Source organism: Bacteroides sp. 2_2_4 (assembly GCF_000157055.1).
GTDB lineage: Bacteria > Bacteroidota > Bacteroidia > Bacteroidales > Bacteroidaceae > Bacteroides > Bacteroides ovatus.
Genome location: NZ_EQ973358.1, coordinates 356,335 through 371,355 on the forward strand (window position 1 = coordinate 356,335; position 15,021 = coordinate 371,355).

Here is a 15,021-nt window from a genome sequence, read left to right on the forward strand (position 1 = left end):
TATGGTCTTTGTTATCTGATTAAATTTCCATATCTTGCCAATCTTTATCAATTGGCTTTGCAAAATACTTCATTAACTAATACGAATCTATATTATGACTAAACAACTAGCCCAGTATTCAGTTCCCGCTGAAAATTCACGTGTTATCCGTGTATTCCTTTCGTCAACGTTCAGAGACATGGAGATGGAACGTTCTGCATTAGTCAAACTCTTTAAGGGTTTGCAAGTGAAGGCTGCCAGCCGTGGTGCCACCATTTCATTGGTTGATTTGCGTTGGGGAATCACAGAAGAAGATGCAAAAAGCGGCAAGGTTGTTGAAATATGCCTGAAAGAGATCGTTAACTCCCGGCCTTTCTTCATAGGTATGGTAGGCGACCGTTATGGATGGTGTCCCAGTTATGAAGATTTATCTCAAACTCTCAATGACAGCCTGGAATATCGTTGGATAGAAGATGACTTGAATCATCATTTGAGTGTGACGGAAATTGAAATGCAGTTTGGTGTACTGCGCAATCCCAATCCGTTACATGCCTATTTTTATATAAAACAGTCGGCAGATGATGAACTGTCTTGCTCTGAAGAGGAGTCTCTTAAACTGAAACGTCTGAAAGAGAGTATTTTGCAGCAGGAACGTTATCCTGTGCAAGAGTATGATTCGCCCGATCAGTTGTGTAACCTTGTGGAAGCTGCTTTTACGGAATTGCTTGAACGGGAGTTTCCGGATGTACTGACCGTTGAAGATAATCAAGCATTGCAAGAACAACTGACGCGCAATGAACTCTTATTCAACTATCACCCAATACCTGAAGCAGATCAGGCGTTTGCTGATTTTTTGGCGGCGGATGAACAACGGTGCCTGGTGGTAACGGGCGGTTGCGGTCTTGGCAAGAGCGCTTTGTTGGCTCATTGGAGCGATTTGGTGAACAATGATATGCCGATGATTCCCATCTATCATCGCTTGGATAGTACTACATTGTCTTCTTATCCGGAAACGTTGGCGAGAATGTTAGCTTCCAAATGCCAGAACGCACTCAAGCATCAATCTTTGGGTGAAGAAAATTTGTTCGCGGCGGAAGTTTCAAAAGAACTGGACTCGACCCAAAGCACTGCCAAATCCATCATGGACGCCGTGAAAAACTCGGTTTTGATGGGAGATGCTGGCTTGAACACTTTTTCAGGGAACACACTTCGAAACCTCAAGGAGATTGAAGAAGATTTGAATTCTATCCAAAAGTTCAGTCAGTTGTGGAGTGCGTTGGGTGCATCAAGATATCCTATCATTTTGCTGATTGATGACATCAGTTATCTGAATCCGACTGAAGCATCCCTGTTTTCTTTATTTGCATCTATTCCCCCGAATGTGAAAGTCGTGTTGAGCTTTTCGGCGTCATCCACTGCTTACCTGCCCTTTGTTCAGAATGGCTACGCTCATTTCCAGTTGAATGGCTTTTCACAGGCGGATGCCAAGTCGTTCTCAAAGCAATATTTGTCTACTTACTCCAAGGCTTTGTCTGCACAGCAGGAAGATATTCTTGCTTCGTGGGTGCTGGCTGAACAACCGCGCTGTTTAAGTGTATTGCTCAACGAGCTGGTTTCGTTCGGTCAGTACGATGCTCTCAATGAATATATGCGTGGATATTGCCGGCTCAATGAGGTTGGGCAATTCTATGACAGTGTGCTACGGCGTTTGTCGGCTGATTATGGTTCCGAAGAGATTGGAAGAACGCTTCTGATGCTTTCACTTACTTTAGAAGGATTTACCGAAGATGAAGTGAAGAGCATGGCAGACATTAATCAGATACTTTGGTCGCAGTTGAGAGTGGAAATGAGCAGCTGGCTCACCAACAAAGGAGGACGATATTGCATTGGTGATACACAAATGGTAGAGGCGATCGAACGCTATTTCGCTCAAGATGACGAATGTATAGATGATAGTCGCCATGAAATTATTTCCGCTCTGCTGGATGAGGAAGAAATCCTTTCCCATCCGTTGACTTTTGCCGATTATAACTATCGCATGAAACAGTTCTGCTACCATGATTCGTATCGCTATAAAGTGGAGATTACCTATCAATGCTATAAGATGCAAGAATGGGATATATTGAAGGATTGGATTTGTGATGTGGAGATTTTCGAGATTCTGTATCGCACGAATCGTTTTCTGTTGGAAGATAGCTGGAAGGCGATCATGAACGACAATCCTGAAGTTACGCCTGAAGTCTATGCCGAATTGGACTTTGATGAGATCGATTCTTTTTTAATTCCTGTCATTGCTAATGATATGGCTACTTTCTTGAGCAGTTCTTTCCATCTGACGAAGGCGGCAGCTGCTGTGAGTGAGAAGAGTATGGAAGGTGCTGCCATGCCACTCATTGCCAAGTCGGTATTGAAGATGAATGAGGGATGTCGGTATGCCCGTAATGAAGAATACGAAACGGCATGCGACTGTTTCCTGAAAGCATTGGTGATGCAGGAAAACATAGTACCGACTCCGGAACTGGAGATTGCCAACACCTGTCGAAATCTAGCTTTGGCATATTACTACAATGAGCAATACAATGAAGCGGCGATCTATTTGAATAGGGCGCTTGATTATCATGCGGCTTCTGCTGACGAGAAGAGTCAGGCAGAAGTCATTGAACTTTCCGAATATCTGGCTTATTGTGATTACTATAAGGATGAGGAAGAGAGTGCTGCCGAGAAATTCCGGAAAGTAGCTGAAATGCACGAGTCGTTGAATGGCAGACTGTCCGGTGGAGTGGCTAAATGTTTGCGTATGCAGGGTAAATGTCTTTATTATATCAAACGATACGATGAAGCATGGATGCTGATGAATCAGGCGTTGGACATTGCTATACAGATAGATAATAAAAAACAGATCGTCGCTTGTCATAAACAGTTGTATTATCTATGCAGGGAATTCAAACGGATGATGAATGAACGTGGCGATGAGCAGGCGTCTACTTTATTCTTCCGTGAGTCTCTTCTGCATGAAATGTGTTTCAGCGAAAAACCGCGTCTGGCGGAACTGACTGTCCGCTACGAGGCATTGAGATGTGATATTATGCAGCAGTATTACATGAATAAAGACTATGATAACGTGATTCGTATTGCAACGTCTTTGGATATTCACGATGATGCTGACCCTAATGCTTCCTGTCTGGTATATTATTACAAAGCACAGGCTTATGTGAAGTTGGAGAATTATCCAATGGCGAAAGAGGCTTTCTTCAGAGAGTTCGAACTGCGAAAGAAGTATTTGAGATGGGAGGAAGAAGATACGATTCTGGCTTGTCAGAACTTAGGGGTTTTGCACAGCTTTTGTAATGAACGGGAAGAGGCGCTGGCTTGTTTCCGTGAGGCGTACGGTCATGAAGTGAAAAAGAATGGCGAGGATTCTGAAATGGCGCAAAAGCTACTTCAATATATCAGCGTGGTTGAATCATAACGGAGGCATACTTCCCTTTTTTGTTAACTTTTACATTCCTGCTATACGGAAATCGACTTTATTTCCTTACATTTGCAGATATAAACTATCAACAGAAAGAAGAATGTCTAAATATCCCCTTTTAGGAATGACTCTTGTAGAGCTTCAATCATTGACAAAAAGACTGGATATGCCCGGCTTTGCTGCCAAGCAGATTGCATCCTGGCTTTACGAAAAGAAGGTAGCCTCGATTGATGATATGACTAATTTGTCATTGAAACACCGGGAGTTGCTCAAGCAGAACTATGAGGTGGGAGCGGAAGCTCCGGTAGATGAAATGCGCTCTGTAGATGGTACGGTGAAGTATCTTTATAAAGTGGGTGAGAACCATTTTGTAGAGTCGGTTTATATACCGGATGATGACCGGGCAACGTTGTGCGTGTCGTCACAAGTAGGTTGCAAGATGAACTGTAAGTTCTGTATGACCGGCAAACAGGGGTATACGGCTAACCTGACCGCCAGCCAGATCATAAACCAGATTCATTCGCTGCCGGAACGGGACAAACTGACTAATGTCGTAATGATGGGAATGGGCGAGCCGCTCGATAACCTGGATGAGGTATTGAAGGCATTGGAACTACTGACCGCTACCTACGGTTACGCATGGAGTCCGAAGCGTATCACGCTTTCTACAGTCGGGCTACGGAAAGGATTGCAGCGTTTTATTGAAGAAAATGACTGCCACCTTGCTATCAGCCTTCACTCTCCGCTGACCGTTCAGCGTGCTGAATTAATGCCGGCGGAAAAGGCGTTTTCAATCACCGAAATGGTGGAACTGTTAAAAAACTATGATTTTAGTAAACAACGTCGACTTTCGTTTGAATATATTGTTTTTAAAGGGCTCAATGATTCGCAGGTCTATGCCAAAGAGTTGCTGAAACTTCTTCGCGGGCTGGATTGCAGGGTGAATCTGATTCGTTTTCATGCCATACCGGGGGTAGATCTCGAGGGGGCGGACATGGATACGATGACCCGTTTTCGTGATTATCTGACGTCACACGGACTTTTCACCACTATCCGTTCATCCAGGGGCGAAGATATTTTTGCCGCTTGCGGTATGCTGTCGACAGCGAAACAGGAGAAAAATAATGAAAGTTAATATATAAAACCGAACATCATGAAAAAGTACTCTTTTATTTTATGCATCGCTTTGGTAGCCTTTGTCGTTGCATCTTGTGGTCTGAAAGGAAATCACACCTCTAGTGGTCGTGCTTACGAGCTTTTGGTTGTAGTAGATCACGGTGTTTGGGATCGTGCTGCCGGAAGGGCTTTACATGATGCGCTCGATGCTGATATGCCCGGTTTGCCGCAGTCGGAACCTTCTTTCCGGATTATGTATACTTCACCGAAAGATTATGATTCTACGCTGAAGTTGATACGTAACATTATTATTGTAGATATACAGGATATATATACGAAAGCCTCGTTCAAATATGCGAAGGACGTGTATGCCAATCCGCAGATGATATTGACTATCCAGGCTCCGAACGAAGAAGAATTCGAGAAGTTTGTGGAAGAGAACAAAAAGACGATTGTCGACTTCTTTACCCGTGCGGAAATGAACCGTCAGATTACGTTCCTGGAAGGGAAGCATAGTAACTTCATTTCGCAGAAAGTGGACAGTTTGTTCGGATGCGACATCTGGGTGGATGCCGAACTGGCTAATTCAAAGACCGGGGATGATTTCTTTTGGGCTTCTACCAACACAGGTAGTGCCGACCGTAACTTTGTGATGTACTCTTATCCGTACACTGACAAGGATACGTTTACCAAAGAATATTTTGTGCACAAACGTGACTCCGTGATGAAAGCCAATATCCCCGGATTCAAGGAAGGCGTTTATATGTCAACCGATAGTTTGCTGACCGATGTCCGTCCGATCAATGTACAGAACAGCTACACAATGGAAGCACGTGGCCTGTGGCGTATGAAGGGCGACTTTATGGGTGGCCCGTATGTATCTCATACTCGTCTGGACGAGAAAAACCAACGAATTATAACAGCAGAAATATTTGTTTATTCACCTGATAAAATGAAACGCAACCTGGTACGCCAGATGGAAGCATCTCTGTATACACTGAAACTTCCGAATGAAGTTCAGCAGAATCAGATTCCATTGGGAGAAGCATCTAAGGAAGCGGAACAAACTAATAAATAAAAACATGGAAGATAACAAGATAAGGATAGGTATCACCCAAGGAGATATTAACGGGGTGGGCTATGAGGTGATTCTTAAGACATTTTCCGACCCTACGATGTTGGAACTATGTACTCCGATCATTTATGGCTCACCGAAAGTAGCGGCTTATCATCGCAAAGCACTGGATATACAGACCAATTTCAGTATTGTCAACTCTGCTACCGAAGCGGGGTACAACCGTTTGAGCGTGGTGAACTGTACGGATGATGAGGTGAAAGTGGAATTTTCCAAACCCGATCCCGAAGCCGGTAAAGCTGCGCTGGGGGCTTTGGAACGTGCCATCGAAGAATATCGCGAAGGGTTGATAGACGTTATCGTAACAGCTCCGATCAACAAACATACGATTCAGTCGGAAGAGTTCTCCTTCCCCGGACATACGGAATATATCGAAGAACGTCTGGGTAATGGTGATAAGTCATTGATGATTTTGATGAAGAATGACTTCCGGGTGGCTTTGGTGACGACACATATCCCTGTCAGAGAGATCGCGACTACGATTACCAAAGAACTGATTCAGGAGAAACTGATGATATTCCATCGTTGTCTGAAACAGGATTTCGGTATCGGCGCTCCGCGTATTGCGGTGCTCTCTCTCAATCCTCATGCCGGAGACGGTGGTTTGTTGGGAATGGAAGAGCAGGAAGTGATTATCCCTGCCATGAAAGAAATGGAAGAGAAAGGAATCCTTTGCTACGGTCCTTATGCGGCCGACGGCTTTATGGGTTCGGGCAATTATACTCATTTTGACGGTATCCTGGCGATGTATCACGATCAGGGGCTGGCTCCGTTCAAGGCCTTGGCTATGGAAGACGGGGTGAACTATACGGCAGGCCTGCCGGTAGTACGTACTTCTCCGGCTCATGGAACGGCATACGATATTGCAGGCAAGGGAGTGGCTTGTGAAGATTCTTTCCGTCAGGCAATCTATGTTGCCATCGATGTGTTCCGTAATCGTCAGCGGGAAAAAGTGGCTCGTGCCAATCCGTTGCGTAAACAGTATTACGAGAAACGTGACGATAGTGATAAACTGAAGCTGGATACAGTAGACGAAGATTAAAAACGAGTGATGACGAGAGCAGAGATACAACAAGTGAAACAGCGTTTCGGTATTATTGGAAATACCGAAGCATTGTCGCGCGCCATAGATGTTGCCATTCAGGTAGCTCCTACCGATTTGTCTGTGCTGATTACCGGAGAAAGTGGAGTCGGAAAAGAAAGTTTTCCGCAGATTATTCATCAATATAGCCGGAGGAAGCATGGACAGTATATTGCTGTCAACTGTGGTGCTATTCCGGAGGGCACGATTGATTCCGAACTGTTCGGGCATGAGAAGGGTGCGTTTACCGGTGCGATTGGCGAACGGAAAGGGTACTTTGGCGAAGCCGACGGTGGTACTATTTTCCTTGATGAAGTAGGGGAGTTGCCGATGCCTACCCAGGCGCGTTTGCTCCGTGTGTTGGAGAGTGGCGAGTTTATAAAAGTAGGTTCGTCCAAAGTGCAAAAGACGGATGTTCGTATTGTGGCAGCTACCAATGTCAATCTGACACAAGCGATTGCAGAAGGACGTTTCCGTGAAGATTTATATTACCGGTTGAATACGGTGCCTATCCAAATACCGCCTTTGCGTGAACGTGGTGACGATGTACTTTTGTTGTTCCGTAAGTTTTCCGCAGACTTTGCAGAGAAATACCGGATGCCTGCTATCCAGTTGACGGAGGATGCGAAGAAAGAGTTATTGGCTTACCCGTGGCCCGGCAACGTTCGTCAGTTGAAGAACATCACCGAGCAAATATCTATCATTGAAACCAACAGGGAGATCTCTGCTGCTATCTTGCAGAATTATCTTCCTGCACAAAATACGCAACGTCTTCCCGCGCTGATGGGAACGCGTGAGAGTAAAGGCTTTGAGAGCGAACGGGAGATTCTTTATTCTGTTCTGTTCGATATGCGCCAGGAAGTGGCGGAGCTGAAGAAGATGGTGCACAACCTGATGGCGGAACGTGCCGGACAGGTGGGGCAGGTAGGACAAGTGGGAACGGTGGTTACTACTCCGGTAGTGACGACACACCAGCCTTCGGTACCTGCTATCATTCACACCATGCAGCCCACGGTTTGCAAGGATGATGATGACATACAAGACACGGAAGAATATGTAGAAGAATCTCCTTTGTCACTGGACGAAGTGGAGAAAGAAATGATACGCAAAGCACTTGAGAGGCATCATGGAAAGCGGAAGAGTGCGGCCAAGGACTTGAATATTTCCGAGCGTACACTCTATAGAAAAATAAAAGAATATGAATTGGATTAAGAAAATAATACGCCCTTTGTTACTGTTCGGCTTGCCGTTGGTAGTCATTGCGTGCACTGTTTCCTATAAGTTTAACGGATCGTCTATCAATTATGATAAGGTAAAGACCATTTCGATAGCCGACTTCCCGATCAAGTCGGAGTATGTGTATGCTCCGTTGGCAACCAAGTTTAATGAGGACCTGAAAGATATCTTCATCCGGCAGACCCGTCTGCAACTGCTCAAGCCGAGTCAAAATGCCGACTTGCAGATTGACGGAGAAATCACAGGTTACAATCAGTACAATCAGGCTGTATCTGCCGACGGTTATTCTTCGGAGACGAAGTTGACTATCACCGTTAATGTACGTTTTGTCAACAACACCAATCATGCCGAAGACTTTGAACAACAGTTTTCTGCGTTCCGTACCTACGACTCTAGCCAGTTGCTGACTGCCGTACAGGACGGATTGATTGCTGAAATGTCTAAAGAGATCACCGACCAAATTTTTAATGCAACTGTAGCAAACTGGTAATATAAATGACTTCTGTTAACTTTCAACAATGGATTCAGCATCCCGAGACGCTGAATAGGGATACTTTGTACGAACTGCGCAATCTTCTTGCGAGGTATCCGTATTTTCAGTCACTTCGTCTGCTGTATCTGAAGAATCTGTATATTCTCCATGATATTAGTTTTGGTGGAGAACTGCGGAAAGCAGTTCTTTACATTGCAGACAGACGGCAGTTGTTCCGGTTGATTGAAGGTGACCGCTATGATGTGCAGGCACGGAAAAAGGGAGTACCTCTCACGGAGGTGCTGAAAGACGAACCGTCCGTAGACCGCACATTAGCATTGATCGACGCTTTCTTGTCCACAGTACCCGAAGAGGTGACTGCCCGCACCAGCTTCGACTATTCGATGGATTACACCTCTTATCTTTTGGAGGAGACTCCGGCCACGGAACAGCCGGCCGAAGAAACGCCCAAACTCAAAGGCTACGAACTGATTGACGACTTTATAGAAAAGAGCGAGAGCGACTCTCCCCTCTGCAAGAAACCTTTAAGAGAAGAAATGCCATCTTCGCCAACCTCTTCGGACGAACTTACCGAAGAAGAAACGATGAAGGAAGAAGAGGAAGATGACAGCTGTTTTACGGAAACTTTGGCAAAAATCTATGTTAAACAGCAACGATATTCAAAAGCTCTTGAAATAATTAAAAAATTAAGCTTGAAATATCCAAAAAAAAATGCTTACTTTGCAGACCAAATCAGATTTTTGGAGAAATTGATTATTAACGCTAATTCAAAATAACTAAAAATGTACTTATTATTCGTTATCTTAATGGTTATTGCAGCCTTGTTGATGTGTTTCATCGTGCTGATTCAGAACTCAAAAGGAGGCGGACTTGCTTCTGGTTTCTCTTCATCTAACGCCATCATGGGCGTGCGCAAGACTACAGATTTTCTGGAAAAAGCAACATGGGGCTTAGCTATCTTCATGGTGGTAATGAGCATTGCTACTGCTTATGTAGTTCCTCGCTCTGCTGTTGCTAAAGACGCAGTGTTGGAACAGGCACAGAAAGAACAACAGACTAACCCGTATAACTTACCCGCAGGTACGGCTGCGCCGCAAACTGAAGCTCCTGCTACCAATGCACCTGCTACAGAAACTCCGGCACCGGCTACTGAAACTCCTGCTCCTGCAGCAGAGTAATTCACTCCGTTGTCAGGTAAGACTTTGGGGTAAAACCATTAATGGGAAGGTGCAGACGGATGCTGCATTTCTTTGATATTTAAGTGCGGATTACGCAGATTACACGGATTTTCAATCTTCCGCGTGGTCAGTGTAATCCGCACTTAACTTTTTCTTGTAAAAACAATCTCTTTTTGATAGAAACAAACGAGATTTAACTACCTTTGTTGGTCGTATGAAGATTATTAACTACTATTTTTAAATATAACAATGACAGAACATTTGAAACAGAAATTGAATGACTCCGCCGTACTCCGATGGAGTGTTCTAGCATTGGTCGCATTTACTATGCTATGCGGCTATTTCCTCACCGACGTAATGTCTCCTCTAAAACCCATGCTTGAGAAAGAACTACTATGGGACAGTCTTGATTATGGTTTCTTCACAAGTGCTTACGGGTGGTTTAATGTATTCCTATTGATGCTGATTTTCGGTGGTATCATTTTGGATAAGATGGGAGTTCGTTTTACCGGAATGGGAGCTTGCTTATTGATGGTGTTTGGTTGTGGATTGAAATACTATGCGATTTCTACTACTTTTCCGGAAGGTGCCATGCTCTTCGGATTCAAAACACAGGTAACCCTGGCTGCATTGGGGTATGCTATCTTCGGTGTAGGTGTGGAAATTGCCGGTATCACAGTTTCCAAAATTATCGTGAAATGGTTCAAGGGTAAGGAAATGGCATTGGCTATGGGACTTGAAATGGCTACGGCACGTATCGGAACAACTCTGGCAATGGTGCTCACGGTTCCTTTGGCCGACTTTTTCGGATCTACGGATGAGAGTGGCACATTTCATACCAATATTACTGCTCCGATTTTGTTTTGTCTGATTATGTTGTGCGTGGGTACGATTGCTTTCTTCCTTTATACTTTCTATGATAAGAAGTTGGATGCTTCTTTGGATGCAGAAGGATTGGAGCCGGAAGAGCCGTTCCGTATGAAAGATATTGTGTATATCATTACCAATAAAGGATTCTGGCTGATTGCATTACTATGTGTATTGTTCTACTCGGCTGTATTCCCCTTTATCAAGTATGCTGCCGACTTGATGGTGCAGAAGTATAACGTAGATCCGAAGTTGGCGGGAACGATTCCCGGATTGTTGCCGATTGGTGCGATTATCCTGACTCCGTTGTTCGGCTCGCTTTATGACCGTATTGGTAAGGGAGCCACATTGATGATAATCGGATCAGTGATGCTTATTTTTGTGCATACGATGTTTGCTCTGCCTATACTGAATATATGGTGGTTTGCTACTATCATCATGATTATATTGGGATTTGCCTTCTCGTTGGTGCCTTCAGCTATGTGGCCGTCTGTTCCGAAGATTATTCCGGAAAAACAGTTGGGTACCGCATATGCATTGATTTTCTGGGTACAGAACTGGGGATTGATGGGTGTTCCTTTGTTGATCGGATGGGTGTTGAATACTTATTGCAAAGGTCCGGTAGTAGACGGTGCACAGACTTATGATTACACGTTGCCGATGGCTATTTTTGCTCTCTTTGGTGTGCTTGCTCTGATTGTGGCTTTGATGTTGAAGGCAGAGAACAAGAAGAAGGGATACGGTTTGGAAGAGGCGAATATCCAAAAGTAACTAGGAAATTCAATACCTAAAGTAACAAAGGAATTTTGTATCAAGGTGTAAACAGAAGAGTATCAGTATGAATACTCTGAAATAAAAAATAAGAAGTATGGCTGCCAAAGAGAAAATCAACCTGTTAGAGGTCATTCCCTGTCGCAGTGAACATATTACAGCAGAAAGGGAAGGGGAGACAATTGTGCTCTCCTTTCCCCGTTTTAAATATCCGTGGATGCAACGCTTCCTTGTGCCGAAAGGAATGTCGAAAGAACTTCATGTGAAATTGGAAGAACACGGTACGGCTGTATGGGAACTGATAGATGGAAAACGCAATGTTCGTGAGATTATAGAAAAACTCGCAGACCATTTTCAAAATGAAGAGGGCTACGAGTCGCGTGTATCGGCTTATCTTTCTCAAATGCAGAAAGATGGATTTATAAAACTGGTGATACCAGTCGCATAAATAGGAATTTATATTTCACCACAGAGGACACGGAGGACACAGAGTTCTTCTCTCTCTTTCCGCAAGTAAAACAGAGCGATAAATACGATTCTCAATACGTGAGACTCTGTGTTACTCTATAGTGAATAAAAAAGATTAAACCTCTGTGTCCTCCGTGTCCTCTGTGGTGAATTTATTATTATTTATTTGATAAATACAGCCCAAAGTATGACGGCAATTGCTATCAGGACTCCCATGATAATAAGCGTTCCCCAAACAAAATAATTGCTGTCTTTCTCTTTCTTTTTCTCCGAGTCGTGGATGATACGTTCCATTTCTTCGGGAGTGGTATTGGGTAGTGGATAAGGTTCGTTTGCACGGTTTAAATGCTTCAACTTGTCGTTAGCACGTTCACGACGTAGGCGGGAAGCTTCCCGTCCCTCTTTTATTCGGCGTATCATGTCGAATGCATGTCCTTCACCAACCATATTCTTTGTTTTTTAGAAGTTCACTTTCTCGTTTTTCTATTTCCCTTCTTCTCTGTCCACTTTGAGCAATCCTCCCGTATTCGGATCAAAATAAACTTTGATGGTAGAATTCTTGTTGAACAAAACCGGAGCCAGATATTCTATCACACCAAATTGAGTAATAGGAAGTTCACCTTCGTAAAGTTTCTTTTTGCCGTCGGTCAATGTAACCATAGCTTGTCCGGGTACGTTGTAGGCGATTCCATCCAAATCTTTCTTCTTCTTACCATCTTCCTGTGGTATCTTGACCGATTTCAGGTCTTTCAGACTGATATAAAACGGAGTTCCTGCCAAATCATTGTTGGCAACTACACCTAACTTCTTCGAGAAGCGGAAAGCAACTTCATTGTTGAATTCCTTGTCAGGGGTAAGGCGGACAGTGAATGTTTTCTCTTCTTTGTTGCAGGTGCCGGAGAACATTTGTGTCATGGCTTCTTCCTGTGCATTCAGATTGTCAAGCATAATTTTAAGCTGTGCCCCATCTGAAGGCATATTATCAGCTTGTCCGCGCAATAAGGCATTTTTGCTTTCGCGGATATTATAGATTTCTTTAGCCACCAGCTCGGCCATCTTGGCGGTAGAACTAGCCATCAGAATCTCTTCGGTCAGGAATTCGCGAGGATTCGCTTTCTTTTGGAGGACTGCGGGGGCGGGAGCAGCTTTTTTGCCTGCACTGCTATTGCTGTAAGGAACATTGATCGTTTTCACAATGCCATCCTCTGTCAGTTCCATGAGCGGTGCTACTGTCTTATCCTTCAATTTTACGAAATACGTAGTTTCGCTGTTGGGCACACCTACGGATTTCACTTTTACGCTAGCTAGTTCCCAATACTCTTCAGGGTCGGCGGAGACGTTGGTCAGTCGCAGGTAACGATCAGCATATTTGCTGAATTCTCCGGGAGTATAGTTGACTTTGTTGGCTTTTATTTCAAGTTCTATTTGGGTTTTGGGAAGACTGTAAACCACTCCATAGTCTTTTCCTCGGGTAACCCCCGTCAGTACTTCGGTTTGTGCATAGGCGGACGTTGTCATAAGTAGTCCTGCTGCTATAATCAACTTTTTCATATTCGGTTCTTTTTAACTGGTTTTGAAAACAAAGTTAATGAAGTTATTGAAAAAAGGGTAAGTTCTTAACTTTTATTCGCTTACAAGTCGCCATGCTGTCGGCAGACAGGTGATAATATCGCTTGCGATCATTCCGATCATTCCTTGCTTCTTTTGAGCGACATCGCCCGCCAGTCCGTGAATGTAAGTGCCGATTTTAGCGGCTTCCTCGGTGGGGTAACCTTGGGCAAGCAGTGCCAGGATTACTCCGGTCAGTACGTCACCGCTACCTCCGGTTGCCATTCCCGGATTTCCGGTTGGGTTGAAGAAACATTTACCTTCGGGGGTGATAATGGCGGAGTAGGCTCCTTTTAAAATAATGTGAACATGGGCGGCACGGGCCAGTTCGCAAGCCTTCATCAGACGTTCGTAAGAGTCCTGGCATTTGCCGGTCAGACGTTCCAGTTCTTTCGGATGCGGGGTGAGGATGGAACCCTTCGGCAGGTGGGTAAGGGCATGGCGGTGGTTGGCAAGGATATTAAGTGCGTCGGCATCCACCACAACAGGAGTCTGGCAGTGTTCCAGTTGTTCCAACAAGGCAGCTTCCGTTTCCTCGTTTCGTCCCAGTCCCGGACCGATGCCGACTGCTTGATAGTCGTCCGTGTCGGTAGGTACGGCAAAACAGGTTTCGTTGATGTCGGTTTCTACGATTGCTTCGGGTATGGAGGTTTGCAAGATGTCGTTGTTGCACATTGGTGCATGAACAGTCAGTAATCCTACTCCCGAACGGAGGCAGGCGCGGGCAGCGAGAACAGAGGCTCCTGCCATTCCTTTTGAACCGGCAATCAATAGTGCATGGCCGAAGTTTCCCTTGTGGGCAAACTGTTTGCGTGGCTTGATGAGTGAACGGATTTGCTCTATTTCCAACATTTCGTAGTTAGTCTCCATTTCTTCAATACCGTCTTCGCTCAATTGGATATCCAGCACTTCCCATTCTCCGACAAATTCCGTGTTCTCTGCGAAAAGAAAGGCGAGCTTCGGCAGTTGAAGACTGAAAGTTACGTCGGCACGGATAATATTAGCTTTTACGTTGAATGTGTTTTCTTCTCCCATCAGTCCGGAAGGAATGTCGATGGCTACTACCATGGCAGGGGAGGAATTGATGTATTTCACTACGGCAGCGAATCCGCCGCTCAACGGTTTGTTCAGGCCTGAACCGAATAATCCGTCGATTACCAGATGGTCGGGCGTCAGGGCGGGAGGTACGAATTGGGTACTGATCTCGTGGAATTTTACTTCTTCCATCATTTCTACCAGTTCTTTATTGGTCTGGCAGTCGGGTGAAAGTTCTCCTTTCGTGTTGAAGAGAAATACCTCGATTTTATATCCTTTTTCAGCCATCATGCGGGCTACGGCGAGAGCGTCTCCGCCATTATTCCCCGGTCCGGCAAAGATAGTGACCGGCGTTTCCGTATTCCATCTGTCTGTGATGGCTTTTGTTAATACGGTTGCTGCACGTTCCATCAGATCGATTGATGCAATAGGTTCGTTCTCAATGGTATAAGCGTCCAATTTCTTGATACTGCTGCTTGGAAATATTTTCATTGCGATGTTCTTTTAGTTTTCGGATTACAAATGTACATGATTCTTCTGACTTTTCCCGTTTGTTGTGGGAAGAAAACCATAATTGCAACT

The 15,021-nt window shown here is 44.6% G+C and carries 13 protein-coding genes; 10 read left to right on the top strand and 3 right to left on the bottom strand.

The features are described from left to right. Positions 1-94 precede the first annotated feature (94 nt). The 10 genes from BSCG_RS18135 (at position 95) to BSCG_RS18090 (ending at position 11,776) form a co-directional block, all read left to right on the top strand. Entirely contained in the window at positions 95-3,448 is a 3,354-nt protein-coding gene (locus tag BSCG_RS18135) for a DUF4062 domain-containing protein (protein ID WP_008775524.1), read from the top strand. A 103-nt stretch (positions 3,449-3,551) separates the two neighbouring features. After that, on the top strand, positions 3,552-4,586 hold the full coding sequence (gene rlmN / locus BSCG_RS18130) for a 23S rRNA (adenine(2503)-C(2))-methyltransferase RlmN (protein WP_008775525.1): 1,035 nt from the start codon (positions 3,552-3,554) through the stop codon (positions 4,584-4,586). Positions 4,587-4,604: 18 nt separating this feature from the next. Then, entirely contained in the window at positions 4,605-5,645 is a 1,041-nt protein-coding gene (locus BSCG_RS18125) for a DUF4837 family protein (RefSeq protein WP_004301885.1), read from the top strand. 4 nt (positions 5,646-5,649) lie between these two features. Further along, positions 5,650-6,744, top strand: coding sequence for a 4-hydroxythreonine-4-phosphate dehydrogenase PdxA (gene pdxA / locus BSCG_RS18120; RefSeq protein ID WP_008645324.1), 1,095 nt, complete (start codon positions 5,650-5,652; stop codon positions 6,742-6,744). A 9-nt stretch (positions 6,745-6,753) separates the two neighbouring features. After that, complete coding sequence (locus tag BSCG_RS18115) at positions 6,754-7,995, top strand: sigma-54 interaction domain-containing protein (RefSeq protein WP_008775526.1); 1,242 nt, start codon at positions 6,754-6,756, stop codon at positions 7,993-7,995. Next, positions 7,982-8,509 (top strand): LptE family protein, encoded by a 528-nt coding sequence (gene lptE, locus BSCG_RS18110; RefSeq protein ID WP_004315825.1) that lies wholly within the window; start codon positions 7,982-7,984, stop codon positions 8,507-8,509. The genes BSCG_RS18115 and lptE overlap by 14 nt, the downstream gene beginning before the upstream one ends. Positions 8,510-8,514: 5 nt before the next feature. Further along, positions 8,515-9,288: a hypothetical protein gene (locus BSCG_RS18105; protein ID WP_008775527.1), complete on the top strand. Its 774-nt coding sequence runs from the start codon at positions 8,515-8,517 to the stop codon at positions 9,286-9,288. Between the two features lie 6 nt (positions 9,289-9,294). Further along, the gene (secG, locus tag BSCG_RS18100; RefSeq protein ID WP_004301890.1) at positions 9,295-9,690 is read left to right on the top strand and encodes a preprotein translocase subunit SecG; all 396 of its coding nucleotides are present in this window, start codon (positions 9,295-9,297) and stop codon (positions 9,688-9,690) included. Positions 9,691-9,939: 249 nt separating this feature from the next. Further along, a complete protein-coding gene (locus BSCG_RS18095; protein ID WP_008775528.1) occupies positions 9,940-11,328 on the top strand; it encodes an MFS transporter in 1,389 nt (462 codons plus the stop codon). A gap of 97 nt (positions 11,329-11,425) precedes the next feature. Then, positions 11,426-11,776, top strand: coding sequence for a PqqD family protein (locus BSCG_RS18090; protein ID WP_004301892.1), 351 nt, complete (start codon positions 11,426-11,428; stop codon positions 11,774-11,776). A 182-nt stretch (positions 11,777-11,958) separates the two neighbouring features. On the opposite strand, the gene BSCG_RS18085 is transcribed toward BSCG_RS18090, so the two are convergent. The 3 genes from BSCG_RS18085 to BSCG_RS18075 all read right to left on the bottom strand — a co-directional run bounded on the left by BSCG_RS18085 (position 11,959) and on the right by BSCG_RS18075 (position 14,931). Beyond that, on the bottom strand, positions 11,959-12,243 hold the full coding sequence (locus BSCG_RS18085; RefSeq protein WP_004301893.1) for a hypothetical protein: 285 nt from the start codon (positions 12,241-12,243) through the stop codon (positions 11,959-11,961). Between the two features lie 36 nt (positions 12,244-12,279). After that, on the bottom strand, positions 12,280-13,347 hold the full coding sequence (locus tag BSCG_RS18080) for a DUF4831 family protein (protein WP_008775529.1): 1,068 nt from the start codon (positions 13,345-13,347) through the stop codon (positions 12,280-12,282). Positions 13,348-13,419: 72 nt separating this feature from the next. Continuing rightward, positions 13,420-14,931 carry a bifunctional ADP-dependent NAD(P)H-hydrate dehydratase/NAD(P)H-hydrate epimerase gene (locus BSCG_RS18075; protein ID WP_008021001.1) on the bottom strand — a complete coding sequence of 504 codons (1,512 nt, stop codon included), beginning with the start codon at positions 14,929-14,931 and terminating at the stop codon, positions 13,420-13,422. Between the last annotated feature and the right edge of the window lie 90 nt (positions 14,932-15,021).

Bases quoted from the DNA above. Each gene is read 5' to 3' on its own strand.
- BSCG_RS18090 (WP_004301892.1), top strand. From the start codon at position 11,426: ATGGCTGCCAAAGAGAAAATCAACCTGTTAGAGGTCATTCCCTGTCGC.
- BSCG_RS18075 (WP_008021001.1), bottom strand. From the start codon at position 14,931: ATGAAAATATTTCCAAGCAGCAGTATCAAGAAATTGGACGCTTATACC.
- BSCG_RS18095 (WP_008775528.1), top strand. From the start codon at position 9,940: ATGACAGAACATTTGAAACAGAAATTGAATGACTCCGCCGTACTCCGA.
- BSCG_RS18085 (WP_004301893.1), bottom strand. From the start codon at position 12,243: ATGGTTGGTGAAGGACATGCATTCGACATGATACGCCGAATAAAAGAG.
- BSCG_RS18080 (WP_008775529.1), bottom strand. From the start codon at position 13,347: ATGAAAAAGTTGATTATAGCAGCAGGACTACTTATGACAACGTCCGCC.
- pdxA (WP_008645324.1), top strand. From the start codon at position 5,650: ATGGAAGATAACAAGATAAGGATAGGTATCACCCAAGGAGATATTAAC.
- secG (WP_004301890.1), top strand. From the start codon at position 9,295: ATGTACTTATTATTCGTTATCTTAATGGTTATTGCAGCCTTGTTGATG.
- rlmN (WP_008775525.1), top strand. From the start codon at position 3,552: ATGTCTAAATATCCCCTTTTAGGAATGACTCTTGTAGAGCTTCAATCA.
- BSCG_RS18105 (WP_008775527.1), top strand. From the start codon at position 8,515: ATGACTTCTGTTAACTTTCAACAATGGATTCAGCATCCCGAGACGCTG.
- BSCG_RS18125 (WP_004301885.1), top strand. From the start codon at position 4,605: ATGAAAAAGTACTCTTTTATTTTATGCATCGCTTTGGTAGCCTTTGTC.
- BSCG_RS18115 (WP_008775526.1), top strand. From the start codon at position 6,754: ATGACGAGAGCAGAGATACAACAAGTGAAACAGCGTTTCGGTATTATT.
- BSCG_RS18135 (WP_008775524.1), top strand. From the start codon at position 95: ATGACTAAACAACTAGCCCAGTATTCAGTTCCCGCTGAAAATTCACGT.
- lptE (WP_004315825.1), top strand. From the start codon at position 7,982: ATGAATTGGATTAAGAAAATAATACGCCCTTTGTTACTGTTCGGCTTG.